General features: G+C 70.0%; 21 protein-coding genes and 1 pseudogene. 12 read left to right on the top strand and 10 right to left on the bottom strand.

Going from position 1 to position 25191, the window contains the following annotated elements; translation table 11 throughout:
- Window positions 1–37: 37 nt before the first annotated feature.
- The 5 genes from ACW9UL_RS19870 to ACW9UL_RS19850 form a co-directional block, all read right to left on the bottom strand.
- Window positions 38–3310, bottom strand: a complete 3273-nt coding sequence (locus ACW9UL_RS19870) for a carboxyl transferase domain-containing protein (RefSeq protein WP_457788043.1) — start codon at window positions 3308–3310, stop codon at window positions 38–40.
- Window positions 3311–3471: 161 nt separating this feature from the next.
- Window positions 3472–4359, bottom strand: coding sequence for a polyprenyl synthetase family protein (locus tag ACW9UL_RS19865; RefSeq protein WP_457788042.1), 888 nt, complete (start codon window positions 4357–4359; stop codon window positions 3472–3474).
- Entirely contained in the window at window positions 4356–4598 is a 243-nt protein-coding gene (locus ACW9UL_RS19860; RefSeq protein WP_021444941.1) for an exodeoxyribonuclease VII small subunit, read from the bottom strand. Before ACW9UL_RS19860 ends, ACW9UL_RS19865 begins: the two co-directional genes overlap by 4 nt.
- A gap of 139 nt (window positions 4599–4737) precedes the next feature.
- Window positions 4738–5505 (bottom strand): sulfite exporter TauE/SafE family protein, encoded by a 768-nt coding sequence (locus ACW9UL_RS19855; protein ID WP_457788041.1) that lies wholly within the window; start codon window positions 5503–5505, stop codon window positions 4738–4740.
- Window positions 5506–5589: 84 nt separating this feature from the next.
- Complete coding sequence (locus tag ACW9UL_RS19850; protein WP_021442789.1) at window positions 5590–5988, bottom strand: nuclear transport factor 2 family protein; 399 nt, start codon at window positions 5986–5988, stop codon at window positions 5590–5592.
- Between the two features lie 164 nt (window positions 5989–6152).
- Here ACW9UL_RS19850 and ACW9UL_RS19845 point away from each other — a divergent pair, with 164 nt between their 5' ends.
- Genes ACW9UL_RS19845 through ACW9UL_RS19830 form a run of 4 tightly spaced genes read left to right on the top strand, consistent with a single transcriptional unit; the run spans window position 6153 to window position 11969 of the window.
- Window positions 6153–7340 carry an ABC transporter substrate-binding protein gene (locus tag ACW9UL_RS19845; RefSeq protein WP_457788040.1) on the top strand — a complete coding sequence of 396 codons (1188 nt, stop codon included), beginning with the start codon at window positions 6153–6155 and terminating at the stop codon, window positions 7338–7340.
- A 44-nt stretch (window positions 7341–7384) separates the two neighbouring features.
- Window positions 7385–8254: a branched-chain amino acid ABC transporter permease gene (locus tag ACW9UL_RS19840; RefSeq protein WP_012019747.1), complete on the top strand. Its 870-nt coding sequence runs from the start codon at window positions 7385–7387 to the stop codon at window positions 8252–8254.
- Window positions 8251–10743, top strand: a complete 2493-nt coding sequence (locus ACW9UL_RS19835; protein WP_457788039.1) for a branched-chain amino acid ABC transporter ATP-binding protein/permease — start codon at window positions 8251–8253, stop codon at window positions 10741–10743. The genes ACW9UL_RS19840 and ACW9UL_RS19835 overlap by 4 nt, the downstream gene beginning before the upstream one ends.
- A complete protein-coding gene (locus ACW9UL_RS19830; RefSeq protein ID WP_122108932.1) occupies window positions 10740–11969 on the top strand; it encodes an amidohydrolase family protein in 1230 nt (409 codons plus the stop codon). The genes ACW9UL_RS19835 and ACW9UL_RS19830 overlap by 4 nt, the downstream gene beginning before the upstream one ends.
- Here the strand turns inward: ACW9UL_RS19830 and ACW9UL_RS19825 are convergent.
- Together ACW9UL_RS19825 and ACW9UL_RS19820 are read right to left on the bottom strand one after the other, a co-directional pair.
- Window positions 11966–12661, bottom strand: coding sequence for a GntR family transcriptional regulator (locus ACW9UL_RS19825; protein ID WP_457788038.1), 696 nt, complete (start codon window positions 12659–12661; stop codon window positions 11966–11968). The genes ACW9UL_RS19830 and ACW9UL_RS19825 overlap by 4 nt on opposite strands.
- An 83-nt stretch (window positions 12662–12744) precedes the next feature.
- Window positions 12745–14319: a gamma-glutamyltransferase family protein gene (locus ACW9UL_RS19820; protein WP_457788037.1), complete on the bottom strand. Its 1575-nt coding sequence runs from the start codon at window positions 14317–14319 to the stop codon at window positions 12745–12747.
- 135 nt (window positions 14320–14454) lie between these two features.
- Here ACW9UL_RS19820 and pcaQ point away from each other — a divergent pair, with 135 nt between their 5' ends.
- The 7 genes and pseudogenes from pcaQ (at window position 14455) to ACW9UL_RS19785 (ending at window position 20900) form a co-directional block, all read left to right on the top strand.
- Window positions 14455–15387, top strand: coding sequence for a pca operon transcription factor PcaQ (gene pcaQ / locus ACW9UL_RS19815; protein ID WP_457788036.1), 933 nt, complete (start codon window positions 14455–14457; stop codon window positions 15385–15387).
- 102 nt (window positions 15388–15489) lie between these two features.
- A complete protein-coding gene (pcaH, locus tag ACW9UL_RS19810) occupies window positions 15490–16209 on the top strand; it encodes a protocatechuate 3,4-dioxygenase subunit beta (protein WP_457788034.1) in 720 nt (239 codons plus the stop codon).
- Window positions 16210–16220: 11 nt separating this feature from the next.
- Window positions 16221–16829: a protocatechuate 3,4-dioxygenase subunit alpha gene (gene pcaG, locus ACW9UL_RS19805; protein ID WP_457788033.1), complete on the top strand. Its 609-nt coding sequence runs from the start codon at window positions 16221–16223 to the stop codon at window positions 16827–16829.
- On the top strand, window positions 16819–17841 hold the full coding sequence (gene zapE / locus ACW9UL_RS19800; protein WP_457788032.1) for a cell division protein ZapE: 1023 nt from the start codon (window positions 16819–16821) through the stop codon (window positions 17839–17841). Before pcaG ends, zapE begins: the two co-directional genes overlap by 11 nt.
- Window positions 17835–18779 carry an AEC family transporter gene (locus ACW9UL_RS19795; protein WP_457788031.1) on the top strand — a complete coding sequence of 315 codons (945 nt, stop codon included), beginning with the start codon at window positions 17835–17837 and terminating at the stop codon, window positions 18777–18779. The genes zapE and ACW9UL_RS19795 overlap by 7 nt, the downstream gene beginning before the upstream one ends.
- 189 nt (window positions 18780–18968) lie before the next feature.
- Window positions 18969–20036, top strand: a pseudogene (locus ACW9UL_RS19790) (HAMP domain-containing protein); the annotation flags it as partial.
- A gap of 126 nt (window positions 20037–20162) precedes the next feature.
- Window positions 20163–20900 carry a methyl-accepting chemotaxis protein gene (locus ACW9UL_RS19785; protein WP_397486271.1) on the top strand — a complete coding sequence of 246 codons (738 nt, stop codon included), beginning with the start codon at window positions 20163–20165 and terminating at the stop codon, window positions 20898–20900.
- Between the two features lie 8 nt (window positions 20901–20908).
- Here the strand turns inward: ACW9UL_RS19785 and ACW9UL_RS19780 are convergent, their stop codons facing one another.
- Together ACW9UL_RS19780 and ACW9UL_RS19775 are read right to left on the bottom strand one after the other, a co-directional pair.
- Complete coding sequence (locus ACW9UL_RS19780) at window positions 20909–22225, bottom strand: bifunctional DedA family/phosphatase PAP2 family protein (protein ID WP_457788030.1); 1317 nt, start codon at window positions 22223–22225, stop codon at window positions 20909–20911.
- Window positions 22222–22938: a DNA-3-methyladenine glycosylase gene (locus ACW9UL_RS19775; protein WP_397497859.1), complete on the bottom strand. Its 717-nt coding sequence runs from the start codon at window positions 22936–22938 to the stop codon at window positions 22222–22224. Before ACW9UL_RS19775 ends, ACW9UL_RS19780 begins: the two co-directional genes overlap by 4 nt.
- Before the next feature lie 65 nt (window positions 22939–23003).
- Between ACW9UL_RS19775 and ACW9UL_RS19770 the strand changes: the two genes are divergently transcribed.
- The gene (locus ACW9UL_RS19770; protein ID WP_457788029.1) at window positions 23004–23858 is read left to right on the top strand and encodes a class I SAM-dependent methyltransferase; all 855 of its coding nucleotides are present in this window, start codon (window positions 23004–23006) and stop codon (window positions 23856–23858) included.
- Window positions 23859–23898: 40 nt separating this feature from the next.
- Here ACW9UL_RS19770 and ACW9UL_RS19765 read toward each other — a convergent pair whose 3' ends face one another.
- Entirely contained in the window at window positions 23899–25128 is a 1230-nt protein-coding gene (locus tag ACW9UL_RS19765; RefSeq protein WP_457788028.1) for an alpha/beta fold hydrolase, read from the bottom strand.
- Window positions 25129–25191: the final 63 nt, after the last annotated feature.

Genomic DNA, 25191 nt, shown 5'->3' with positions numbered 1-25191 from the left:
GCCCTACGCGACAGGCCGGCGCCCCTGCGCCAGGCCTCTACCAGGTATCGACGAACGGCCGCTTGCGCCCCTCGCGCCGCGCCGGCCGGGGCGTGGCGGCCAGCCCGCGGAGCAGCCAGGCGCGGCTGTCGGCCGGGTCGATCACCGCGTCGATTTCCAGGTAGCTGGCCATGTTCAGCGCCTTGCCGTTTTCGTAGGCCTTGGCCACCAGCTTGTCGAATAGCGCCTGGCGCGCGGCGTCGTCCACCTGGGCCGCCAGCTCCTTGGCGAAACCCAGGCGCACCGCGCCCTCCAGGCCCATGGCGCCGAACTCGGCGCTGGGCCAGGCGGCGGTGAACAAGGGCGCGTGGAAGCTGCCGGCGGCCATGGCCTGGGCGCCGAGGCCGTAGCCCTTGCGCAGCACCAGGGTGAAGAAGGGCACCGTCAGGCTGGCGGCGGTGACGAACAGGCGCGAGACGTGGCGCACGGTGGCCTGTTTCTCCGCTTCCGGCCCGACCATAAAGCCGGGAGTGTCGCACAGCGAGACGATGGGCAGGTCGTGCGCCTCGCACAGCTGCATGAACCGCGCGGCCTTGTCGCCGGCCGCGGCGTCGATGGCGCCGCCCAGGTGCGCGGGATTGTTGGCGAGCAGGCCGAAGGGCTTGCCCTCGATGCGCACCAGCGCGGTGATCAGGCCGGGGGCGAACTGGCGGCGCAGCTCCAGCACGCTGCCGTCGTCGGCCAGCAGTTCGATCACCTTGCGGATGTCGTACACGCGCAGGCGGTTCTCCGGAATGACGTGGCGCAGCTCGCGGGTATCGCTGCACTGCCAGTCGGCCAGCGGCCCCTGGAAGTAGCCCAGGTACTGCTTGGCCACGGCGACCGCTGCGGCCTCGTCCTCCACCAGCACGTCGATCACCCCGTTGGGGCCCTGCACGCTGGTCGGGCCGACCTGCTCGGGGGTGAAACTGCCCAGGCCGCCGCCTTCGATCATCGCCGGGCCGGCCATACCGATGCTGGCATTACGGGTGGCGATGATCACGTCGCAGCAGCCGAGCAGTGCGGCGTTGCCAGCGAAGCAGCGGCCGGAGACCACGCCCACCGTCGGTACCAGGCCGGAGAGTTTGGCCATGGCGACGAAGGTGTGACAGTCCAGCCCGGCCACGCCAACGAAATCGGTATCGCCCGGCCGCCCGCCGCCGCCTTCGGCGAACAGCACCACCGGCAGGCGCCACTGCTCGGCCAGGGCCAGCATGCGGTCGGTCTTCTTGTGGTTCATCACGCCCTGGGTGCCGGCGAATACCGTGTAGTCGTAGGCGATGGCCAGGCAGCGCGCCGCCTCCGCGCCGAACTGCGCGGCGCCGACCGTGCCGGTGCCGCCGATCAGGCCGTCGGCCGGGCTCAGCTCCAGCAGTTCTTCGGCCGAACGCCGGCGGCGCTGGGCGGCCAGGGCCAGGGCGCCGTACTCGTTGAAGCTGCCCTCGTCCAGTAGGTCGGCGAGGTTCTCGCGCGCGGTGCGCTGGCCGCTCTTGCGCCGCTTGGCCACGGCCTCGGGGCGGCGCGCATCGGTCAGGCGCGCGTGGCGCTCCAGCACTTCGGCCAGGTCGGCGCGGATATGCGCCAGGTCGACGGCCTGCTCGCCGTGGGCGTCGAGGCTGTCCACCTCGGCCGGCTGCAGAAACGCCAGCGCCTGGCCCTCACCGATGGCGTCCCCGGGTGCAACGGCCAGCGCGCGGACGATACCGCTGTGCTCGGCCTTGACCTCGAACTCCATCTTCATCGCCTCCAACACGGCGATGCGCTGACCGGCGGCCACGGCGTCGCCTTCGGCCACCGCCAGGCTGACCAGCACGCCGGCGCTGGGCGCGCTGAGGGCCAGGGTGCCGGGCGGGGCGTCGAGGCTGGATCTGGCGCTTTGCGCAGAGGCGTCGCCGGCAAAGTAGCGGTGCGGATGCGCCTGTTCGCGGGCGGCCAGCAGCTCGCTCAGGTGACGTTCGACATAGCTGGTGTCGACCTGATGGGCCAGCACCTCGTCGCGCTGCAGCAGGTTCTGCAGCAGGTGCAGGTTGCTCGCCACGCCTTCGAGGCGAAATTCGCACAGCCCCCGGTAGGCGCGGCGCAGGGCGCCGGGGTAGTCGCTGGCGCTGGCGATCAGCTTGGCGATCAGCGAGTCGTAGGCCGGGCTGACGACGTAGCCGGCATAACCGCAGCCATCCACGCGCAGGCCCGGGCCGGAGGGCGGCTGGTAAGCGCCGAGCACGCCGCTAGCCGGGCGCGCGCTGCCATCGGCGAGCAGGGTTTCCAGATTCAGGCGCAGCTGTACGGCATAGCCTTTCGCTGGCGGCGGAGTGAGCAGGCCCAGCTCGGCCAGGCTGCTGCCGGCGGCCAGGTGCAGTTGCGTATGCAGCAGATCGATGCCGGTGACCTGCTCGGTGACGGTGTGCTCCACCTGCACGCGCGGGTTGGCTTCCATGAAGTAGAAGCGCCCGGGCTGGTCGAGGTCGAGGAGGAATTCGAAGGTGCCGATGCCGCGATACTGCACCTCGGCGGCCAGGCGCAGGGCGCTGGCGATGATGGCCTCGCGGGCGACGGCGTCCAGGTCGGGACTGGGGGCGATTTCCACCAGCTTCTGGTGGCGGCGCTGCAGGCTGCAGTCGCGCTCCCACAGGTGGCTGACCGCGCCGCTGCCGTCGCCGAGCACCTGCACTTCGATATGCCGGGCGCGGCGCACGCGCTTCTCCACGTACAGCGCGCCGCTGCCGAAGGCGCCCTGGGCCTCGGAGGCGCAGCGGGCGAAGGCCTCGGCCAGCTGCGCCGGATCGTCCACTGCACGCATGCCGCGCCCGCCGCCGCCGGCCAGCGCCTTGAGCATCACGCTGCCGTGTTCGGCGAGAAAGTCCGCGGCCTGCTCCAGCGTCACCGCCTGGTTGATCCCCGGTACCAGCGGCACTGCGCAGCGTTCGGCCAGGGCGCGGGCGGCGGCCTTGTCGCCGAACAGTCGCAGGGTTTCCGGCGTCGGACCGACGAAGGTCAGCCCGGCATCCTGGCAGCGGCGGGCGAACTCGGCGTTCTCGGCGAGAAAACCGTAGCCGGGGTGGATGGCGCTGCAGCCGTGCTCGCGGGCGACGGCAATGAGCTGATCCATGTCCAGATAGGCCGCCGGGCCGCGTCCAGCCAGTGGCACGGCGCGGTTGGCCTTGCGTATGTGCAGGCAGGCGCTGTCGTCCTCGGCGTACACCGCCACGCTGCGGATGCCGAGGTCGGCGCAGGCCTGGGCGATGCGGATGGCGATCTCGCCGCGGTTGGCGATCAGCAGGGCGGAAAAGGGCATGGCGGCTCCGGACGTCTTGTCGTTATGGAGCCATCTTAGGAGGCCGGTCGCGGGGGTAAAGCAAGCCTTATATGGCGATCATGCCGACATAGACGCAAATGATGATGGCGCGTTGTGGCTTTCGCGGCTGAAGCCGCTCCCACAGGGTGCACCGCCAGGTTCTAACTGCGCCGTTCGACGATATAGCGCGCCAGCTCGCGCAGCGGCTCGGCCTGGCTGCCGAAGGGGCGCAGCAGGTGCAGGGCCTGGTCGCGCAGTTCCAGGGCGTAGGCCTTGGCGGCGTCGAGGCCGAGCAGGGCCGGGTAGGTGGGCTTGTGGTTGGCCTCGTCCTTGCCCTGGGTCTTGCCCAGGGTGGCGGTGTCGCTCTCCACGTCGAGGATGTCGTCCTGCACCTGGAAGGCCAGGCCGATGGCGCGGGCGTACTGCTGCAGCGCCTTGAGGCCGAGCTCGTCGGCGTTGCCGCTGGCCAGGGCGCCGAGCAGTACGCTGGCCTCGATCAGCGCGCCGGTCTTGTGCCGGTGCATGGTTTCCAGGGCGCTCTGGTCGAGCGGCAGGCCCACCGCGCCAAGGTCGATGGCCTGGCCGCCGACCATCCCGGCCGGGCCGGCGGCGGCGCTCAGGGCCGCGATCATCTGCAGGCGGGTCTCGGCGTCCTGCGGGTTGCGCCGGCGGTCGGCGAGCACCTCGAAGGCCAGGCTCTGCAGGCCATCGCCGGCGAGGATGGCGCAGGCTTCGTCGAAGGCCTTGTGGGTGGTCGGCTGGCCGCGGCGCAGGTCGTCGTCGTCCATCGCCGGCAGATCGTCGTGCACCAGGGAATAGGCGTGGATCAGCTCCACCGCGCAGGCGGCGCCATCGGCGCGATCCAGCTTGCCGCCCAATGCCTCGCAGGCGGCGTAGACCAGCAGCGGGCGCACGCGCTTGCCGCCGTTCATCACGCTGTAGCGCATGGCCTGGTAGAGGCGTTCGAGTTCCGCGCGCGGGGCCTGGAACAGTGGCTCGAGGGCGGCGTCGACGCGGGCCTGGCAGCTCGCCTGGTAGGCCTTGATCATGCCACCGGGTCCGCGTCGAAGGGCGCCGGCTCCAGCTCGCCGTCGCGCTCCAGGAGGATCTGCACCTTCTGCTCGGCCTGGGCCAGGGCAGCCTGGCACTCGCGGGTCAGGCCGATGCCCTGCTCGAAGGCGGTCAGCGAGTCTTCCAGTGACAGCTCGCCGCTCTCCAGGCGCTCGACCAGCGCCTGCAGCTCGGCGAGGGAATGTTCGAAGTCGGGGGCGGCTTTCTTGCGGGCCATGGCGGCGGGTCTCGGGCAGCGTAGAAACGGGCGCGACACTAGCAGAGCCGCGCCCCTCGGGCAAATCAGCGGGGCCGCTGGCCAGGTCGGGGCGTAGGTTGGCGCGTAGGTTGGTGCTGAGCGCAGCGAAGCCCAACGCCTAGCGCAAGTAGGTGACCCAGAAGTAGTACAGCGTCATCCCGCTGCCCACCAGAATGACCAAGGCGCGCAGCAGCGCCGGCGGCAGCTTCTCGCCCAGTGCGCCGCCGGCGTAGCCGCCAAGGGTGGCGCCGGTGAGCAGGATGGCCAGCTCGTACCAGCTGACCCGCCCGGCGATGACGAAGGTCAGGGTGGCGATGCTGTAGATCACCGCCGAGATCAGGTTCTTCAGCGCATTGGCGCGGGCCAGGGCGTGGCCCTCGATGGAGAAGGCGGCCAGCTGCAGGATGCCCATGCCGGCGCCGAAGTAGCCGCCGTAGATCGACACGCCGATATGTGCGCCGAGCGACAGCGGCGTGTGCGGCGGGTGCTCGGCGGCCTTGCGCCGCGCCGCCCGCCAGCGCCCCAGCCAGGGGCTGGCGGCGAACAGCGCGGTGGCCGCCAGTAGCAGCCAGGGGATCAGCACGCGGAATACATCGTCGCCGCCGGCCAGCAGCAACAGGCCGCCGAGCAGGCCGCCGGCCAGACCGGCCAGCAGCAGCGGAAGCAGGTAACGACCCAGCGGGCGCAACGAGGCGCGCGCGGCCCAGGCGCCGGCCAGGCTGGCCGGCCATAGCGCCACAGCATTGGTGGCATTGGCCGTCACCGGCGGCAGACCGGCGGCGAGCAACGCCGGGAAGGAGAAGAAGGTGCCGCCGCCGGCCAGGGCATTCATGCCGCCGGCGGCGAAACCGGCGAGGACCAACAGCAGCAGATCGGGCAGGGACATGGCGCAGGCTCGCACAAAAAGAGTGCAGCATAGGGCTGACCATTCGGTCAGCCAAGTGCGACCAAAGTGCCAGGCGCCGTCGCGTCAGTCGCGGTTGATTTGCGGCTGCAGAATCCACTCGGCGCTGTCGTTCCAAACATCCATGCGGGTGATCAGGCCGTCGCGCACCTCGAAGCGGTCGAGGTAGCGATTGCCGGAGAAGCTGCGGCCGTCCGGCCACTGGCCGTAGAGGGTGCCGTTGGAATACACCACGCAGTGGTCGGCATGCTCGGTCCAGTCGAACTGGCCCATGGCTTTCTTTACCCAGTTGTAGCGACCGCCGTTGAAGGCGGTGATGGCCTGGGCATCGGGCATGGCGCGGCCGCCGGTGAAGGTGATGCGCACGTCGGCGGCCATATAGCGGGCGGCGCCCTGCGGATCGGGGATCATCGACAGTTCGAGGAACTGGCGAACCAGGGTGACGGCGGGGTGTTCGCTGGGCATGGGTTCTCCTTGGGCCTGGCTGCATCCTGCTGGTGCGTCGTGCCAGGCAATGGGGCGGTTTCGGAAGTGGCGCCATGGACAAGGCCCGTATTTGCGGGCTTTGCCGGGGTGGCACCTGTTTTGCTAGCAATGTTTGTGCAAAAGCTAGCAATTAGGAGAATGCCATGTCCACGCTATTGTCGTTTCCGCGTCGTCTGAAGCCGTGCCTGGCTGCGGCGTTCGCGTTGAGTTGTTGGTTTTCCCTGTCCGCACAGGCGGCCGAGCCGATCAAGGTCGGCCTGGTGGCGGCGCTGTCCGGGCAGTCGGCGAAATCCGGCGAGGCGCTGACCCGCGGCCTGACCATCGCCATCGACGAGGTCAACGCCCAGGGCGGTGTGCTCGGGCGTCCGCTGCAATTGGTGCGCCGCGATGACGAAAGCAACCCCTCCAAGGGGCTGCTGGCGGCGCGCGAGCTGATCCAGCGGGAGAAGGTCGCGGTGCTCTTCGGCGGGCTGGATACGCCGGTATCGCTGGCCATAGTGCCGCTGGCCAATCAGATGAAGATGCCGTTCATGGGGGTATGGGCGGCCGGCACGCCGATCACCCGCAACGGCGCCGCCGACAACTACGTGTTCCGCGTGTCGGCGGTGGACGAGCTGGTGGACGAGGCGCTGGTCAGCTATGCGCAGAAGCACTTCGCCACCCAGAAGCCGGGGATGATCCTGATCAACAACCCCTGGGGCGAATCCAACGAGCAGGGTTTCCGCAAGGCGCTGGCGGCGCGCGGCATGCCGGTGGCCGGGGTGGAGCGCATCGAGGGCAGCGATCTCGATGTGGTGCCGCAGCTCAGTCGTCTCAAGCAGGCCGGCGCCGATACTCTGCTGCTGGTGGCCAACGTCGCGCCGTCGGCGCAGGTGGTCAAGTCGCTCGATCGCATGGGCTGGGACGTGCCGGTGGTGTCGCACTGGGGGCCGGCCGGCGGGCGTTTCGGCGAGCTGGCCGGGCCCAATGCCGGGCGCGTGCACTTCATCCAGACCTACACCTTCAGCCAGGAGGGCGACGCCAGGGGCGAGGCGATCTTCGCTGCGCTGCAAAAGCGCTATCCGGAGATCAAGAGCCTGGCCGACGTCACCCCGGCGGTGGGCATCGCCAACGCCTACGACGCCCTGCACCTGACCGCGCAGGCCATCGCCGCGGCGGGCAGCACCGAGGGGCCGGCGATCCGCGACGGCTACTACGGCATCCAGCGCTACGAAGGCCTGATCAAGACCTACGAGAAGCCGTTCAGCGCCGAGCAGCACGATGCCCTGGGCGTCGACGACTACGTGTTCACCCGCTTCGAGGGTGACGAAATCGTGCCGATCCCGCACTGAACCCAGCCAGTCCGGCCGCGGCAGCGGCTGGTGGAGGATTTGCCATGCTTACCGCCGCAATCATCAGCGGGCTCGGCCTGGGCAGCATGTATGCGCTGCTCGCCCTGGGCTTTCACATCACCTACGTGGTGTCGCGTACCGTCAACTTCGCCCAGGGCAGCGCCATGATGATCGGCGCGGTGCTCGGCTACAGCCTCTGCGTCACCGCCGGCCTGCCCTGGTGGCTGGCGGCTGTCTTGAGCCTGGCGCTGTGCGCGCTGTACGGCCTGGCCATCGAACTGTTCCTGGTGCGACCTTTTCACAGCCGTGGCTCTGAAGCCTGGCTGATGGCCACGGTGGCGGGCGGCATCCTAGTGGATAACCTGGTGCTGTTCAGCTTCGGCAAGGAGCCGCGTCAGTTCGACGTGGCCCTGCTGCATCAGCACCTGCAGGTGCTGGGCAGCAATGTCCAGGCGCTGCAGCTGCTGATCCCCCTGGCCGGCGCCGGCATCGCCCTGGCGCTGTACCTGGTGCGCCGCTACACGCGCCTGGGCAAGGTGCTCGAGGCCTGTGTGCAGAATCCGCGTGCGGCGCAGCTGATGGGGATTCGGGTCAACCGCGTGGTGGCCTGCGCCTTCGCCGTGTCGACGGTGTTCGCCGGCATCGCCGGGCTGTTGATCGCGCCGCTGTACAACGTGCATGCCGACATGGGCACGCTGTTCGGCCTCAAGGCGTTCGCCGTGGCCATTCTCGGCGGTATCGCCAGCGCCAACGGGGTGTTCCTCGCCGGCCTGCTGTTCGGCCTGGCGGAGGCGCTGATCACCCTGCAGTTCGGCTCGGCCTTCACCCAGATCTTCACCTTCGGCCTGGTCATCATCGCCCTGGCGCTGCGCCCCAACGGCCTGTTCGGCAAACAGACACTGGTGAAAGTATGAACCTGAGCAACCGCTACCTGGCGCCAAGCGGCCTGGCCGCGCTGGCGCTGCTGGGCAGCAGCCTGGCCTTCGTGCTGGACAGTTATTCGCTGCTGGTCTTCACCTTCTGCGCGCTGGCGGCCGTGGTCGGTGTCGGCCTGAACATCCTCATGGGCCTGTCCGGGCAGATTTCCTTCGGCCATATCGCCTTCTACGCCATCGGCGCCTACATCTCGGCGCTGCTGCTGATGGCCGGCTTGCCGCTGGGCCTGGCGCTGATCATCGCCGGCCTCGGCAGCGGCCTGGTCGGTGCCCTGCTGGCACTGCCGGCGCTGCGTGTCACCGGGCCCTATCTGGCGATGGTGACCATCGCCTTCGCCTTCATGGTGCACCACGGGCTGATCGAGTGGCAGTCGCTGACTGGCGGTGCCAACGGCCTGATCGGTATTCCCATGCCCGCCTTTGGCGGGCTGGACGGCAATATCGGCCTGGCCCTGCTGGCCACCGCGCTGATGGTGGCGGCACTGGCCTTCTACCGGCGCCTGCAGGGCAGCGGCTGGGGGCGGGCGATGCGCGCGGTGAAGTCGACGGAAATCGCCGCGCGTTCGCTGGGCTTCAACCCGATGCAGACCAAGACCCTGGCCTTCGCCCTGTCGGCCACCCTGACCGGTATGGCCGGCGGCCTGGTGGCGCCGCTGATGATGTTCATCAGTCCGGACTCCTTCCCCTTCTCGCAGTCGATCCTGTTCGTCCTGGCGGTGATAGTCGGCGGCAGCGGCACGCTGTTCGGCCCGGTGCTCGGGGCGCTGCTGATCGTGCTGCTGCCGGAGATGCTCTCGGGCCTGGCCGAATACCGCCTACTGATCTTCTCCATGCTCCTGCTCGCGGTGCTCTGGCTGGCGCCGCGTGGTGTGCTCGGCGCCCTGCAGCAGCGCTGGTGGCAGGCGCCGCCGGCCTACGCGCCGAAGAGTGCCAACCGTCACCTGCTGGCGCGCTGGTTCGAGCGCAGCGGCGGCGAAGCGCAAGGACTGCAGGTGCGCGACGTCGGCATCCGCTTCGGCGGCGTGCAGGCGGCCAGCGCGATCAGCTTCAGCGCCGAGCAGGGCAGCATCACCTCGGTGATCGGCCCCAATGGTGCCGGCAAGACCACCCTGCTCAACCTGATCAGCGGTTTCTATGCGCCGGACAGCGGGCAGATCGAACTGGAGCAGCAACTGGCTGGCCTGCCGGCCTGGAAGATCGCCCGCGCCGGTATCGCCCGCACCTACCAGACCACCCAGTTGTTCGGCGAGATGAGCGTGCTGGAGAATCTGCTGGCGGCCATGCAGCAGGGCCAGCTCGGCCTGCCGCTGGCGCGCCCGCCGGCCGAGCAGGAAGAGCTGGCGCTGAACCTGCTGGCGCTGGTGGGCTATCGCGGCTCGGTGACCTGCGCCGCGGACGATCTGCCGCATGTCGACCGGCGTCTGGTGGAAATCGCCCGCGCCCTGGCCAGTCGGCCGCGGGTGCTGCTGCTCGACGAGCCGGCCGCTGGCCTCAGCCGTAGTGATACCGACCGCCTGGCCGGGCTGTTCAAGACCCTGGCCGGCTTCGGTATCGCGGTGATCCTGGTGGAGCACGACATGCCACTGGTGATGGCGGTGTCGCAGCGCATCCTGGTGCTCGATGCCGGCCGTCCGATTGCCTGGGGCAGCCCGGACGAGGTGCGACAGAACCCGCGGGTGGTCGCCGCTTACCTGGGCAGCACCGACTACCAGGCGCAGCCGCGTGACGCAGCCTGGGACGGCAGCCGCGACGCCATCCTGTTCGTCAAGGACCTAGTGGTCGACTACGGCGCCGCGCCGGTGGTGCAAGGCGTGGATCTGCTGGTCAATCCCGGCGAGCTGGTGGCGATTCTCGGCGCCAATGGTGCCGGCAAGTCGAGCATCCTGCAGTGCCTCGCCGGGCTCAAGCGGCCATCGTCGGGCCTCGTGGTGCTGGACGACGTCAATATCGAGAAGGCCGAGGCCAGCGCCATCGCCGCACGCGGCCTGGCCCTGGTGCCGGAGGGGCGACAGTTGTTCCCCCAGCTCAGCGTGCGCGACAACCTGCTGCTGGGCGCCTACACCCGCACCGACCAGGTGGATGCCGAGGCCGAGATTGAAGCCATCCTGCGCCGCTTCCCGCGCTTGCGCGAACGCCTGGACAGCCCGGCTGGGCTGCTTTCCGGTGGCGAGCAGCAGATGGTCGCGGTGGGCCGCGGACTGATGGCCAAACCGCGCATCCTGCTGCTTGACGAGCCCTCGCTGGGCCTGGCGCCGGCGATGATCGCCGAGCTCTACGATGCCCTGGCGAGCCTGCGCGACGAGGGCGTGACCTTGCTGCTAGTGGACCAGATGGCCAACCTTGCACTGCAGGTGGCCGACCGTGCCTACGTGCTGGAGACCGGGAGCATCGTCAAATCCGGCAGCGCTGCCGAGCTGCGCAACGACCCCGAGCTGGAAGCCGCCTACCTGGGGGAGAGCGCCGCATGAGTGCGTGGTATCTGCACAACCTGCGATTGCCGGACGCGCCCACCCGCCTCGCCGAGCTGCGGGTGGAACGGGGCCGCTTCGTCGATGCCTTCAGCGCCGACGCCTGCCCGCGCGAGCTGGACCTGGGCGGCGGCCTGGTGCTGCCGGGGCTGATCGAAACCCATATCCACCTGGACAAGGCCTGCATCCTCGAACGCTGCAACCTGCGCGCCGGCACGCTGGCCGAGGCCATCGCCGAGACCTCGGCGGCCAAGGCCGGCTTCACCGAGGCGGATGTCTACCAGCGCGGCGCACGAGTGCTGGAGCTGGCCATCGCCCAGGGCACCATGCACATGCGCACCCACGTCGAGATCGACCCGCAGATCGGCCTGACCGGTTTCAACGCGGTGCGCCGGCTGCAGGCCGACTACGCCTGGGCGCTGGACCTGCAGCTCTGCGTGTTCCCCCAGGAGGGCCTGCTCAACAATCCGGGCACCGAGGCGTTGCTGTGCCAGGCGTTGGCGCAGGGCGCCGAGGTGCTCGGCGGCTGCCCCTATACCGACAGCGATCCGCATGGGCAGATCCGCCGCTTGTTCGAGCTGGCCGTGGCGCACGATTGCGATCTGGACTTCCACCTGGACTTCGACCTCGACCCTGCGGGCATGACCCTGCCCGAGGTATTGCGCTGTACCGAGCGGCATGGCTGGGGCGGCCGGGTTACCGTCGGCCATGCCACCAAGCTGTCGATGCTGGCGGCCGAGCCGCTGCAGGCGATCACTGCGCAACTGGCCGCGGCCGGGGTGCAGGTGACCTGTCTGCCGAGCACCGACCTCTACCTCGGCGGCCGCCAGTGCAGCCACGGCAAACCGCGCGGGCTGGCGCCGCTGGAGCGCTTGCACGCCGGCGGGGTGACCTGTTCGCTGTCGACCAACAACCTGGGCAATCCCTTCACCCCCTACGGCGACGCCTCGCTGATCCGCCAGGCCAACCTCTACGCCAACGTCGCCCAGCTCGGCACCCACGCCGAGCTGCAGACCTGCCTGGGCTGGATCTCCAGTGATTCGGCGCGCCTGCTGCGCCTGCGCGACTACGGCCTGGCACCGGGATGCCGGGCGGATTTCATCGTCCTCGATGCACCGCACCCGGCGGCGGTAATCGGCGAACTCAGCCCGCCACTGCTGGGCTTCAAGAACGGTCGGCAGACCTTCGTACGGGAGCGGCCACGGCTGCTGCGTCCGAGTGATTAGAGCTCGGCGAGCGCCTCGCGCAGGTTGACCTCGACGTTCTGCTCCTGATGCAGGGCCAGCTGGCCTTCCAGTTCGTCGAGGTGCTCGATCATCAGCTCCACCGCCTGCTCGCGCTGGCCGGCGGCGAGGGCGTCGAGCACCTGCTGGTGCTCGTCCGAGGCGCAGGAGGGCACGTCGTTGCGCTGGTACAGGGCGACGATCAGCGAGCTGCGCACCATCAGGTTGTCGAGGATGTCGCGCAGCACCGCGTTGCCGCAGATCTCGCCGAGCATGCGGTGGAACTCGCTGAGCTCGCGGACGATGGCGCGGCGGTCGCTGCTGCTGGTGGCGGCGCGTTCCCTGGCCATCTGCGCGGCGATGCGCTCGGCATGCTGCTGCATGATCGCCGGGGTGATCGCCTCGACGATGGCGCGCTCCACCGCGCGGCGGGCGGCGAACACGTCGCGCGCCTCCTGGGCGCTGGGCTGCGCGACCAGGGCGCCGCGGTTGGGCTCGATGGTGACGATCTTCTGCATCGCCAGGCGTTGCAGGGCCACCTGCACATGGTTGCGGTTGGCCTGCAGCGACTCGACGATCTGCGCCTCGATCAGGCGCATGCCGGGCGGCAGGCGATGCTGGGCAATGGCCTTGGCCAGCGCATCGACGATGCGCTGCACCTCCTGCTGTTTGGCGGTCACGGTCTTCTCGGCCATCGAATCAACGCTCTTGCGGGCAATGGCGGCCATTATCGCCAGTGCCGCCGGCTCCGGTAAATCCGTGGCGTCGCCGGCGCCGCTCAAGCGCGCTGGCCCAGCGCATCGCCCTGGCCGCGCGGGTCGTGCATCGCCTGGCGCCTGCCGTCGCGGCCGATGGCGATGATGCCGGCCTGGCCGGTGTAGGGGCTGAGGGCCGGGATGCGCTCGACCTGGTGTCCCAGGCGCTCAAGTTCAGCCATCACCGCCTCGCCCGCCGGCGCCTCCAGCTTGAGGTTGTCGGTGCTGTCGAAGAAGCTGCGCCCGAGCAGAAAGCGCGGCATGTGCAAGGCCTGGTCGATGGGTTGCTGGAAATCGATCAACTGGCTGGCCAGCACCATCTGCGTCTGCGGCTGGCCATCGCCGCCCTGGGTACCGAAGAACCAGCGGCGGCCGTCGTCGGCCAGGTAGCAGGACGGGTTGAGGGTGTGCGCGGGGCGCTTGCCCGGCGCCCAGGCGTTGGCATGCTGCGGGTTGGCATTGAAGCCGGCGGCGCGGTTCTGCCAGAGCACACCGGTGTCGCCCAGCACGCAGCCGGAGCCGAAGTCGTGGAACAGGCTCTGGATCAGGCAGGCGCTGCGCCCTTCGGCATCGCAGGCGGCCATCCAGATGGTGTCGGCCGGGCGACCGGGTTCGGCCCAGGGTTGGGCACGCTGGTCGTCGATGGCGGCGGCGTAGCGCGCGGCCATGGCGTCGTCGAGGCTGGCGGCCCAGGACCAGTCGCGGTGGCGCGGGTCGCACAGTTCGGCGTTGCGGCGCAGCAGGCCCTGTTTGATCGCCTCCACCAGCCAGTGGTAATAGCGCGCGCTGCCGTTGCCGCAGTCGCCCAGCGCTCGGCTGCGCAGCGCCAGCATGGCCTGCAGGGTATACAGGCCCTGGCAGGGCGGGGCGACGTTGTAGAGGGTGCCCTGGCGGTAGCGGATGCTGATCGGCGCGGCCAGTTCGGCGCGGGTGGCGGCCAGGTCCTCGCCGCTTAGGCCGCAGTCATGCGCCTGGAAGGCTTCGCTGAAGGCCTGCGCCAGCTCGCCGCGGTAGAACTCGTCGAGCCCCTTGCGCGCCAGGTGGCGCAGGCTGTCGGCCAGGCGCGGCTGGCGCAGGGTGTCGCCGGGGGCAAGCCAGTGGCCTTCGGCGGTCTTGCACAGCGGGTGGAGGTCCGGCAGCTGTTCGATCAGCTCGCGGCGATAGTCCTGCCAGAACAGTTGCGAGTCGGAGACCGGGTGGCCGTGTTCGGCATGATGGATGGCCTGCTCGAACAGATCCGCCCAGCCCAGGCGCGAGCCCCATTGCTGGCGGCTGATATCGGCGGCCAGCTGCCAGCTGGCGATGGCGCCGGCGGTGGTGGCCAGGGCGCTGGGGCCGCGCAGGCCGATGCTGCCGCCTGCCGGCAGACGCTGGCCGGCCTGGCCGATCCCCACAATGGTGCGCACTTCGCGGTCATGGAGCAGCCACAGGGCATCGCCGCCGATGCCGGTCATGTGCGGGTAGACGGCGGCCAGGGTGGCGCTGGCGGCGAGCATGGCGTCGATGGCGCTGCCGCCGGCATCGAGCATGGCCAGGCCGCTGCGGGTGGCGGCGGGGTGGGGGGTGCAGATCACGCCGCGGGTGGATTCGGCCAACATGGGAGGCTCCTGGCTAGCGAACAATGAAATATTGCTAGCAATTTATGCAGGAGCCATGCCGCCTCGTTTCCCGCAGCGCTTGGGCGGCGGCGGCGCTTTGCGGCATGATCGGCCCATTCCACTTCGGTGCCCGCGATGAACATCGACACCCGCATCAAATTCCGTCACCTGCTGTGCTTTCTCGAGATCGCCCGTCAGCGCAGCTTCGCCAAGGCCGCCGATGCCCTGGCGGTGAGCCAGCCGGCGATTTCCAAGACGCTCAAGGAGCTGGAGGAGATCCTCGCCGCTAGCCTGTTCGAACGCGGCAAGAGTGGCGTGACCCTGACCCCGGCCGGGGTCGCCTTCATGCGCTACGCCGGGCCCTGCGTGCAGGCGCTGCGCGACGGGGTCAACAGCCTGCGCGGCGGCGAGCACGAGGCCGGCCAGGTGCGCGTCGGCGTGCTGTCCACCGTCGAGAGCCTGCTGATTCCCGAGGTGGTGCGGCGCCTGCACGAGCGCCAGGCGGCGCTGGTGGTCAGCGTCGCCACCGGGCCGGGCGCCTACCTGCTCGGCCAGTTGCGCGTCGGCGAGCTGGACCTGGTGGTCGGGCGCATGACCGACAGCCCGGACATCCAGGGCCTGACCTTCGAGCACCTGTACAGCGAATCCATGAGCCTGGTGGTGCGCCCCGGTCATCCGCTGCTGGCTGCCGGCGCCGCCGCGCTGGGACAGCTTGGCGATTACCCGCTGGTGCTGCCGACGGCGGGCACCACCATCCGCAAGCACGCCGACAGCCTGTTCGTGCAGTGCGGAGTGACGCCGTCGCGGCAACGCCTGGAGACCCTGTCGCCGGCGCTCAGTCGGCGCTACGTGCTGTCCGGCGATGCGCTGTGGGTGGCGCCGCAGGACGCGGTGTGCCTGGACGTGCAGCGTGGCGAGCTGGTCGAGCTGCAGCTGGGCGTGCAGGAGCCGGGCGGTTCGGTGGGCATCTGCCGCAACGGCGCGCTGGCCTTGCCGCTGGCCGCCGAACAGTTCTGCGCGGCGCTGCGCGAGGTGGCCGAGGCCTACCGCGAGGGGCTGTTTTCATAACCTATTGGTTATGGGTGGGCGGCGTCTTTTCAATATTCCCCGCGTGCGCTTTGCCGGACACTGTGGCCACTGACTCCACAATAGCCACAACAGGAGCGCACCATGCCTGCCGAGGACAATCGCCGTTTCGTCATTCGTGACCGCAACTGGCACCCCAAAGCCCTGACGCCCGATTACAAGACCTCCATCGCCCGTTCGCCGCGCCAGGCGCTGGTGAGCATCCCGCAGTCGATCTCCGAGACCACCGGCCCGGACTTCTCGCACCTGGAGTACGGCGAGCACGACAACGACCTGCTGCTCAACTTCAACCACGGTGGCCTGCCCATCGGCGAGCGCATCATCGTCTCCGGGCGGGTGATGGACCAGTACGGCAAGCCGATCCCGCACACCCTGGTGGAAATGTGGCAGGCCAACGCCGGTGGCCGCTACCGGCACAAGAACGACCGCTATCTGGCGCCGCTCGACCCCAACTTCGGCGGTGTCGGCCGTGCCCTGACCGACAGTGAAGGTCGCTATATCTTCCGCACCATCAAGCCCGGCCCCTACCCCTGGCGCAATGGCCCCAACGACTGGCGCCCGGCGCATATCCACTTCTCGCTCAACGGCCCGTCGATTGCCACGCGGCTGATCACCCAGCTGTATTTCGAGGGCGATCCGCTGATCCCGCTGTGCCCGATCGTCAAGTCCATCGCCAACCCGGATGCGGTGCAGACGCTGATCGCCAAGCTCGACATGAGCACGGCCAATCCAATGGATTGCCTGGCGTACCGTTTCGACATTGTCTTGCGCGGCCAGCGCCAAACCCATTTCGAGAACAAGTGAGGAGGATGACCATGCCTGTTGAATTGCTGCCGGAAACCCCCTCGCAAACCGCCGGCCCCTACGTGCACATCGGCCTGGCCCTGGCCGCGGCCGGCAACCCGACCCGCGAGCAGGAAATCTGGAACCAGATGGCGGGGCCCGATGCGCCGGGCCAGCACATCGTGCTGCTCGGCCACGTCTACGACGGCAACGGCCACCTGGTGCGCGACGCCTTCCTCGAGCTGTGGCAGGCCGACCACCAGGGCCAGTACGACGAGGCTTACGACCAGAACAAGGCGTTCAACGGTTTCGGTCGTACCGCCACCACCTTCGATGCCGGCAGCGAGTGGACCGCCTACACGGTCAAGCCCGGCGTGGTGCGCAACGCCGCCGGCGTGGCGATGGCGCCGCACGTCAACGTCGCGCTATTCGCTCGCGGCATCAATATCCACCTGAACACCCGGCTGTATTTCGAGGACGAGGCCGAGGCCAACGCCAAGGACCCGGTGCTCAACCTGATCGAGCAGCCGCAGCGCCGCGAGACGCTGATCGCCAAGCGCTGCGAGGTGGACGGCAAGCCGGCCTACCGCTTCGATATCCGCATCCAGGGCGAAGGCGAGACCGTGTTCTTTGACTTCTGAGCTGGCCGCGCAGGCCGTTCGCCTGATCGAGGCGCGCGGCCTGCAACTGGACGAGGCCCAGACGCGCATGCTGGCGCGCCTGGGCGACTGGCTGCAGGCGCGCCTGCGGCCGTCTGCCTGGCTGCGCCGGCCCGCCGCCGGTGCCTACCTCTGGGGCGGCGTCGGGCGCGGCAAGAGCCTGCTGCTCGATGCCCTGTTCCAGGCCGCGCCGGTCGCAGCCAAGCGGCGCCTGCATGTGCACGCGTTGCTGCAGGAGGTGCAGCGACGTGCGCTGACCCACGGCGGGCAGGCCGATCCGCTGCGGCGGGTGGCCGCGGCGCTGGCGAGCGAGACGCAGCTGTTCTACCTCGACGAGTTCCACGTGCACGACATCGGCGATGCGATCCTCCTCGGGCGCCTGCTGCAGCACCTGCTGAGCCTGGACTGCATCCTGCTGCTGAGCTCCAACTACGCGCCCGCCGGACTCTGCCCCAATCCGCTCTACCACAGCCGTTTCCAGCCCTTCGCCGAGCTGCTGCAGCGCCATTGCCTGGTGCTGCGCCTGGACGACGGCCCCGATTACCGCCCGCTGAGCACGCGGCATTGGGGGCGTTACCTGCAGGGCTCGGGCGCTCTGTTCGGCGCCTGCCTGGGCTGGCGCGCGGCGGCGCAACAGGTGGCGCTGGGGCGGCGTAGCCTGACGGCCTGGGCGGCGGACGAGCGCGGCCTGTGGCTGGACTTCGCCGCGCTGTGCCGCCAGCCGCTGGCCAGCGCCGACTACCTGGAGCTGTGCCGGCGTTTCGCCCGTATCGCCGTCGGCGAATTGCCGCCGCTCGGGCGCTGCTCGGCGGACGAGCAGCAGCGCCTGGTCAACTTCGTCGATATCGCCTACGACGCCGGCATCGAGCTCTGGCTGCAGGGCGAGGCCAGCCTGGCGGCGCTGTGCGCCGGCGTCGGCCACCTCGACTTCGCGCGCACCCGCTCGCGCCTGGCGCAGCTGCGCGTGGAACGCCCGGAGCGCCTGGCATGCTGACGGTGCTGGGGATCACCGCGCCGATCTTCATCCTCATCGGCCTGGGTTTTCTCTCGGTGCGCGGCGGCCTGCTCAGTCGCGAGCAGATGCGCGGCCTCGGCGTCTTGGTGATCAACTTCGCCCTGCCGGCGCTGCTGCTCAAGGCGCTGACCGAGCGGCGCCTCGACGAGGTGCTCAACTGGCCTTATCTGACCGCCTACGCGCTGGCCTCGCTGAGCCTGTTCGCCGCCGGTTTCGCCGTGGCGCGCTGGTGGCGCGGGCAGGGCCAGTCGGCCAGCGCCATCCTGGCCATGGGCATGTCGGTGTCCAACAGCGGTTTTATCGGCTACCCGATTGCGGTGATGGTGCTCGGCCAGACCGCGGCGGTGGCCATGGCCCTGGGCATGCTGGTGGAGAACCTGCTGCTGATCCCGCTGGCCCTCGCCCTGGCCGAAGCCGGCGCGCAGCGCGGCAACGGCGGCTGGGCGCTGCTGCGCGAGACCGGTCTGCGCCTGGCGCGCAATCCGCTGATCATCGCTATCGCTGTCGGCCTGCTGCTGTCGCTGCTGCAGATCCGCCTGCCGGCCGTGCCGCTCAAGGTGGTGGACATGCTCGCCAGCGCCTCGGCGCCGGTGGCGCTGTTCGTCATCGGCGGCAGCCTGTACGGCCTGAAGACCCGCGGCATGGCGGCGGACGTGACCCAGGCCGCGCTGGGCAAGCTGATCCTGCATCCGCTGGCGCTGCTGGCGGCCTTCCTCCTGCTGCCGGGGGTGGAGCCGCAGCTGATGGTGGCCGGGCTGCTGTTCGCCAGCGCCCCGATGATGAGCATCTACCCCATCCTCGGCCAGCGCTTCGGCCTCGAGGAGCGCTGCGCCGCGGCCCTGGTGGCGGCCACCGTGCTGGCCTTCTTCAGCATCAGCGGCCTGCTGGCGCTGCTGACGCTGGTAGGTTGGCGCTGAGCGCAGCGAAGCCCGACGGGGAGTGCAGGGTGCGCCGCCCGCTGCGCGGCTGTCGGCTAACCGCCGGGCGGCGATCAAGCTTGGCGCGGCGTTGCCGATACGCCGGTCAGCGGTCATGGATTTACAAATTGTGAACAATTCTGTATCCAGTCGCTCGTCCTGATTCCAACAATAAGCGGGAGACTCCCCATGCGCCTCTGGCAACGCAGCATTCAGTGGCAGTTGATCCTCAGCATGGGCGCCGCCCTGCTGGCCAGCATCCTCATCGTGGTCGGCATCTACTCGGCGGTGGTCGATCGCCTGACCGAACGCTACCTGGTAGAGGAGGCCTTGCCGGCGCGGGTGCTGGCGATCCGCAACGACCTCGAGCGGGTGCTCACCGCGCCGATCACCGCCAACGCCTCGATCGCCGAGAACAGCCTGGTGCAGGACTGGCTGGCGGCCGGCGAGGACGAGGCGCGGCGCGACGAGTTCGCCCGCTACCTGGAGGGCGTGCGCGCCCAGCAGAACGCCATGACCACCTCCATCGTCGGCCTGGCCAGCGGCAACTACACCACCGGCGAGGGGCTGATGCGCACCCTCGACCGCAGCCAGGCGGAGAACCAGTGGTTCTATCGCCTGGTCGACGGCGATCGCGACCGGGTGCTGGAAATCGACATCGACAAGGGCACGCGCCAGCCGACCCTGTTCATCAACCAGCGCATCAAGCAGGGCGGCAAGACCCTTGGCGTGTCCGGCCTGGGCTACGACCTGGCGGACATGTCGAAGATGATCAGCGAGTTCCGCTTCGGCGAGCGCGGCCAGGTGTTCCTGGTCGACGGCCAGGGCGGGGTCAAGGTGCATCCGCGCTCCGAGCTCAGCGGCAGTGGCCAGCTGGAGCAGCTGTTCGGTGCCGAGGCGGCGCGCCAGGTGCTGCTCGGCGACGGCCGTGCGGTGCGTTTCGAGCGCGACGGCGAGGCCTTCCTGGCGGTGGCGCAGAAGTTCGCCAGCCTCGACTGGCTGCTGGTCAGCGAGGTGCCGGAGGCGGAAATCTACGCCGAGGCGCGCCAGGCGCTGCTGCTGACCAGCCTGATCGGCGTCGCCGTGGCGCTGCTGTTCCTCGGTCTGGTGGTGCTGCTGGCGCGCGGCCTGGTGCGGCCGATCCGCCAGGTGACCCAGGCGCTGGTGGAAATCGGTGGCGGCGGCGGCGACCTGACCCGGCGTCTCGACGAGTCGCGTGGCGACGAGCTGGGCGACCTGGCGCGTGGCTTCAACCGCTTCCTGGCCAGCCAGCGCGAGCTGATCGGCGAGGTGCTGGCCACCAGCGAGCGCCTGCGCGGCGCGGTCGGCCAGGTCGCCCAGGTGGTGGAGAACACCGCCGGGCGTGCCGGCCAGCAGCAGGAAATGACCGACATGGTGGCCACCGCGGTGCACGAGATGGGCCTGACCGTGCAGGAGATCGCGCGCAACGCCAGCAGCGCCGCGCAGTCCTCGCACAGCGCCCGCGACGAGGCGCAGCAGGCGCGCCAGGTGGTGCGCCAGTCCATCGGCCATATCGAGCAGATGTCCGCCGATATCGGCACCGCCGCCGGCGCGGTGGCCGAGCTGGCCGAGCAGGTGGCGTCCATCGACCAGGTGCTGGCGGTGATCCGCGGCATCTCCGAGCAGACCAACCTGCTGGCGCTGAACGCCGCCATCGAGGCGGCGCGCGCCGGCGAGATGGGCCGCGGCTTCGCCGTGGTGGCCGACGAGGTGCGCACCCTGGCCAGCCGCACCCAGGCCTCCACCGACGAGATCCAGCAGATGATTCAGCGCCTCAAGCACGGCGCCGAGGCCGCGGTCAGCTCGATGCACGCCGGCCAGGCAGCCACCGGCACCGGGGTCGAGGCCAGCCAGCGCACCGGTCAGTCGCTCGGCGCCATCACTGCGCAGGTGGAGGCGATCAGCGACATGAACACCCAGGTGGCGGCGGCCACCGAGGAGCAGAGTTCGGTGACCGAGGAGATCAACCGCAACGTGCAGGGCATCGCCGACCTGGCCCACGCCACCGCCGGCGAGGTGCGCGCCTGCCGCGAGGACTGCCAGACCCTCAGCCGCCTGGCCGACGACCTGGCCGGGCAGATGGGCAAGTTCCGCCTGTAGCGGCCTCTCTAGTAGCTGTAGCGCAGCACGGCGGCGGACAGGTGCCAGGTGGCCATGCCGCCGAGCAGCGCCAGGCAGGCCGGCAGCAGCAGCCACCAGAGCCGCGCCGGTAGCGCCGTCAGCGTCTGCCGGCGCTGGCTGGCGGCCAGGCTCAGGCCGCACACGGCGCAGGCCAGCAGGGCGCCGGCGATGATGTCGCTGGGCCAGTGCACGCCGAGGTAGACCCGCGACAGGGCGATGGCCAGCGCCGGCAGGCTGGCCAGCAGCAGCCAGGCCAGGCGCAGCCGCGCGCCCTGGCCGCGGCCGGCCAGCACGCCGAGCACCAGGAAGAAGGCGAAGGCCGCCGAGCTGTGCCCGCTGGGGAAACTGAAGCTGGTCAGCGGTTCGCTGAGGATGTCCGGACGGGCGCGGGCGAAGCCGTTCTTCAGCGCGCCGTTGGCCAGCGCGGTGCACAGCAGGGTGGCGCCGGCGAACAGTGCCGGCCGCCACTGCCGGGCGAGCAGCAGCAGGCCGCACAGCAGGATGGCGGCGGCCAGCTGGGTGCGCAGGTCGCCGAGCCGGGTGAGCAGCACCATGGTCGCGTCCAGATGGGCCTGGCGCTGCTCCTGCACCAGGGTCATCAAGCCCTGGTCGAGGGCGTCCAGGTGCGGCCAGCCGAGCATCAGGGCCAGCAGCAGGAGCAGGTTCAGGCCGCCGCCGAGCAGGCAGGCGTAGCGCTTCTCGGCCAGGCTGGCCTGCACCGTCAGCAGCAGGATCAGGCCGATGCCGGCCAGCAGAATCGCCGCCTCGCTCCAGAAGCCCTCGGCCATCGGCAGGCGCAGTGCGGCGCCGGTGGCCCAGCCGGGCAGCAGGTAGGCCACCGCCCAGCCGGCGGCGGCCAGCAGGCTGATGGCGATAAAACGCGGCAGCGGCATGCCGAGCATGCCGGCGGCCAGCGGCAGCATCGGGCGCAACGGGCCGATAAAGCGCCCCACCAGCAGGCTGGCCATGCCGTAGCGCTGGAAATACAGCTCGGCGCGCAGCACCCACTCCGGGTGGCGGCGCAGCAGCGGCAGGCGTGGGATGTCCTCTTTGAAGCGGCGGCCGAGGCTGTACGACAGCAGGTCGCCGCACAGGCCGCCGGCATAGGCCAGCAGCAGGGTCTGCCACAGCGTCAGCACGCCGCTGCCGGCCAGCAGGGCGACGCTGAACAGCAGCAGCACGCCGGGCAGGAGGATGCCGACCAGGGCCAGGCACTCGAACAGGGCGATGAGGAAGATGGCCAGTCCCAGCCACTCGGGGTTGCCGCCCAGCCAGTCGGTGAGGTGTTCCAGCCAGGCGCTCATGGCGCGTCTCCTGCGTTCGGCAGCAGGCGGTAATCCTGGCCTTCGACCTGGCCGCGGCGCAGCGGGTTGCGCGTGCAGTGGCGGGCGAAGGCGGCATCGACGAAGCGGTAGGGCAGGTGTTCGTCGCGGCCCTGGGGGATGCCCAGGCGCGCGCACTGCACGATGCGCTGCGGCCGCTCGCCGACATCCTCGACGAACAGGCGCTGCGGGTCGAAGCGGCGCGCGTCCCAGTCCGCCACCTTGAGGCCCAGTGCCTTGCACAGCAGGGTTTGGCCGGCGCACAGACGCTGCGGCGGGCGCGGCGAGCCGTCGCTGGCCGGGTTGTTGCGCTGCATCGCCGCCAGCGCCGGCTCTCCGCTGACGGCATCCAGCCAGGGCAGCGCGGATTTGATCAGCACCGCGTTGCCCGGCCCATGGGCGCTGAAGTTCAACGAGTCGCCGCCGCGCGCGTAATACATGTAGATGTGCCCACCATCTGCGAACAGCGCCTTGCGTTTCTCGGTGTAGCCGAGCGAGGCGTGGCTGCCCTTGTCGACCAGGTAATAGGCCTCGGTCTCGATGATCCGTGCGCTGAGCCAGAGCGCGCCGACGCGGTGGCGGATCACCTTGCCGAGCAGCTCGCGCGCCACCAGCTGGGCATCGCGGTCGAAGAAGGCGTCGGCCAGCGGGCGGGCCTGCGGCCAGGGCAAACTAAGGGTGGGTTCGGTGGGCATGGGCTGTCGTAGGGGCTCGCGGCGGCTTAGGCTGGGCCGCGAGCATAACAATAAGAGCCTTAAAAATGCCTGAACGCAGCCGTGCCAGCAGCGCCCATATCAGCCCGTCCGCGCACTACACCGGTTACGTCTGGTACCGCCACCGCCTGGCCGAGCCGGCCTTCGTCACTGCCTTCGGCCGTTTCGTGCACAAGCTGCTGTGGCCCGTCACTTGGGGCGCGCGGGTCGGCTTCGGCCTGGATATCGAGGCCTTCCTGCTGCAGCGCCACCTGCAGATCGATGCGCAGCTCACCGCCGCCATCGAGCAGGGCGGTGTGCGCCAGGTGGTGGAAATCGCCTGCGGCCTGTCGCCGCGCGGCCGGCGCTTCTGCGCGCGTTATCCGCAGCTGCGTTATGTCGAGGCGGATCTGCCGGCCATGGCCGCGCGTAAGCGCCTGCTGCTGCACGGCGAGGGCTGGCTGGGTGGCGAGCACCAGGTACGCGCGGTGGATATCCTCGCCGAGCAGGGCCGTCACAGCCTGGCCGCGCTGTTCGCCGAACTGGATCGCCGCCAGCCGGTGCTGGTGATCACCGAAGGGCTGGTCAACTACTTCCCGCTGGCGCTGATCGAAGGCTTCTGGAGCCGTCTGGCCACTGAACTGCGCGGTTTCGCCGGCGCCACCTACCTGACCGAGCTGTACCCGGACCTGCGCGAGCATCCGCGCTATCGCCAGCTGCGCTGGGGCGTCGAGCTGATCGGCCGGCTGACCCGCGGCAGCTACCCGCTGCACTACCGCGATCACGGCGAGATAGTGGCGGGCTTCCAGCGTTGCGGTTTCGCCACGGTGCAGGTCTTCGACCCCAGCGCCGATACGCTCAGCCTCGGCCTGCCGCCGACGCGGGTGCCCGGGCTGGTGCGGGTGATTCAGGCGCAGGTGTAGGGCGACCCGAGGGGCTTACCTAGCCCGGATTGCATCCGGGCTAGGCGCAGGCCGCTGCCGGCAGCGGAGCGGGTTGGATCAGCGCGGCCAGCGCCTGGCTGGCCGCGGCGTCGGTGTGCGGGAAGACGAAGGCCAGGCCCCGGGCGTCGCGGCGCAGCGGCAACAGCGGCTGCGCCGGCAGTTCGCCGGCCAGCAGCTGCCAGCCGCGGCCGGGCAGCTCGGGCGGCAGGTCGGCCTGCAGCAGGCCGCCGAAGAAGCCCAGCTCGCTCAGCTCCACCGGCCAACGCAGGCCGTCGGCATGGCGCAGCACGGCCTGGCGCTGGCGCGGCGCCAGGCGCGGTTCGCAGCGCTTGTCCAGGCTCAGCAGCCGCTCGCGCGGCAACCGCGTGCTGCCCGGGCTGCGGGCCGGCAGCGGGCGCTCGCCGAGGAAGGGGCGATAGAGCGCGGCGCAGGCCTCGCGCCGTTCGAACTGGGCGAGGTGGTCGGCCTGGTGCACCAGGGCGCATTCGCCCTGGGCGCAGGCTGCGGCGAAGTTGGCGTGCTCCCAGGGTTGGGTGAAATGGTCGTGTTCGCCGGCCAGCACCAGGGTCGGGCACTGCGGGTGGCGGGCAAAGCCCTGGAAGGCCAGCAGGCGCCGGCTGTTCTGCCGGTAGCGCTCGATCTCGGCCGGGCTCAGGCGCTGGATCTGCCGCAGCAGGGCCTTGCGAAATACCGGTGCGATGCCGGTGTCGTCCAGGTGCAGCGGGTTGAGCAGGCCGGTCAGCGCGCCCTGAGCGAATTCACCGGCGCGGCCCTCGTCGAGCAGGGCCAGACCCTCTTCCAGCAGCAGCCGTGCGCCAGGCCGACCGAAGGCGGTGATGCCGGCCAACAGCAGGCGCGCGCAGCGCTGCGGATGGCGCGCGGCGAACAGTGCTGCCAGCGCCGAACCGTAGGACAGGCCGATGGGCATCAGCGGCGGCAGCTGCAGCTGTTCGGCGAAGGCGGCGATCAGGTCGGCCAGCTGCTCCAGACCGAGCTCCGGCGCCAGCTGCAGGTTGCCGCCCTGGCTGGGCAGGTCGAGCAGGATCACCGGGTGGGCGGCGAGCAGCTCGTCGACCTCGGCGGCGAAGGAGCGAAAGCTCTGGAAGGCACCGCCGAGCAGCAGCACCGGCGCGCGGGCGTCCTGCTCGCGGCTCGAATAGGCCTGGTAGTGCAGGCGCCAGTCGCCGATGGCCAGGATCGCCGGCGGGCTGGCGAGCAGGGCGGCGCTGTAGTCGGTGCGGTAACGCATGGTATGCACTCCGGCGATTTTTCTTGTTCTCAAGCGGGCGGCAGACTGCGCCGGCGCGATCTT

This window comes from Pseudomonas sp. PL-6, assembly GCF_054110165.1.
This window is presented reverse-complemented; position numbering and strand designations above follow the sequence as displayed.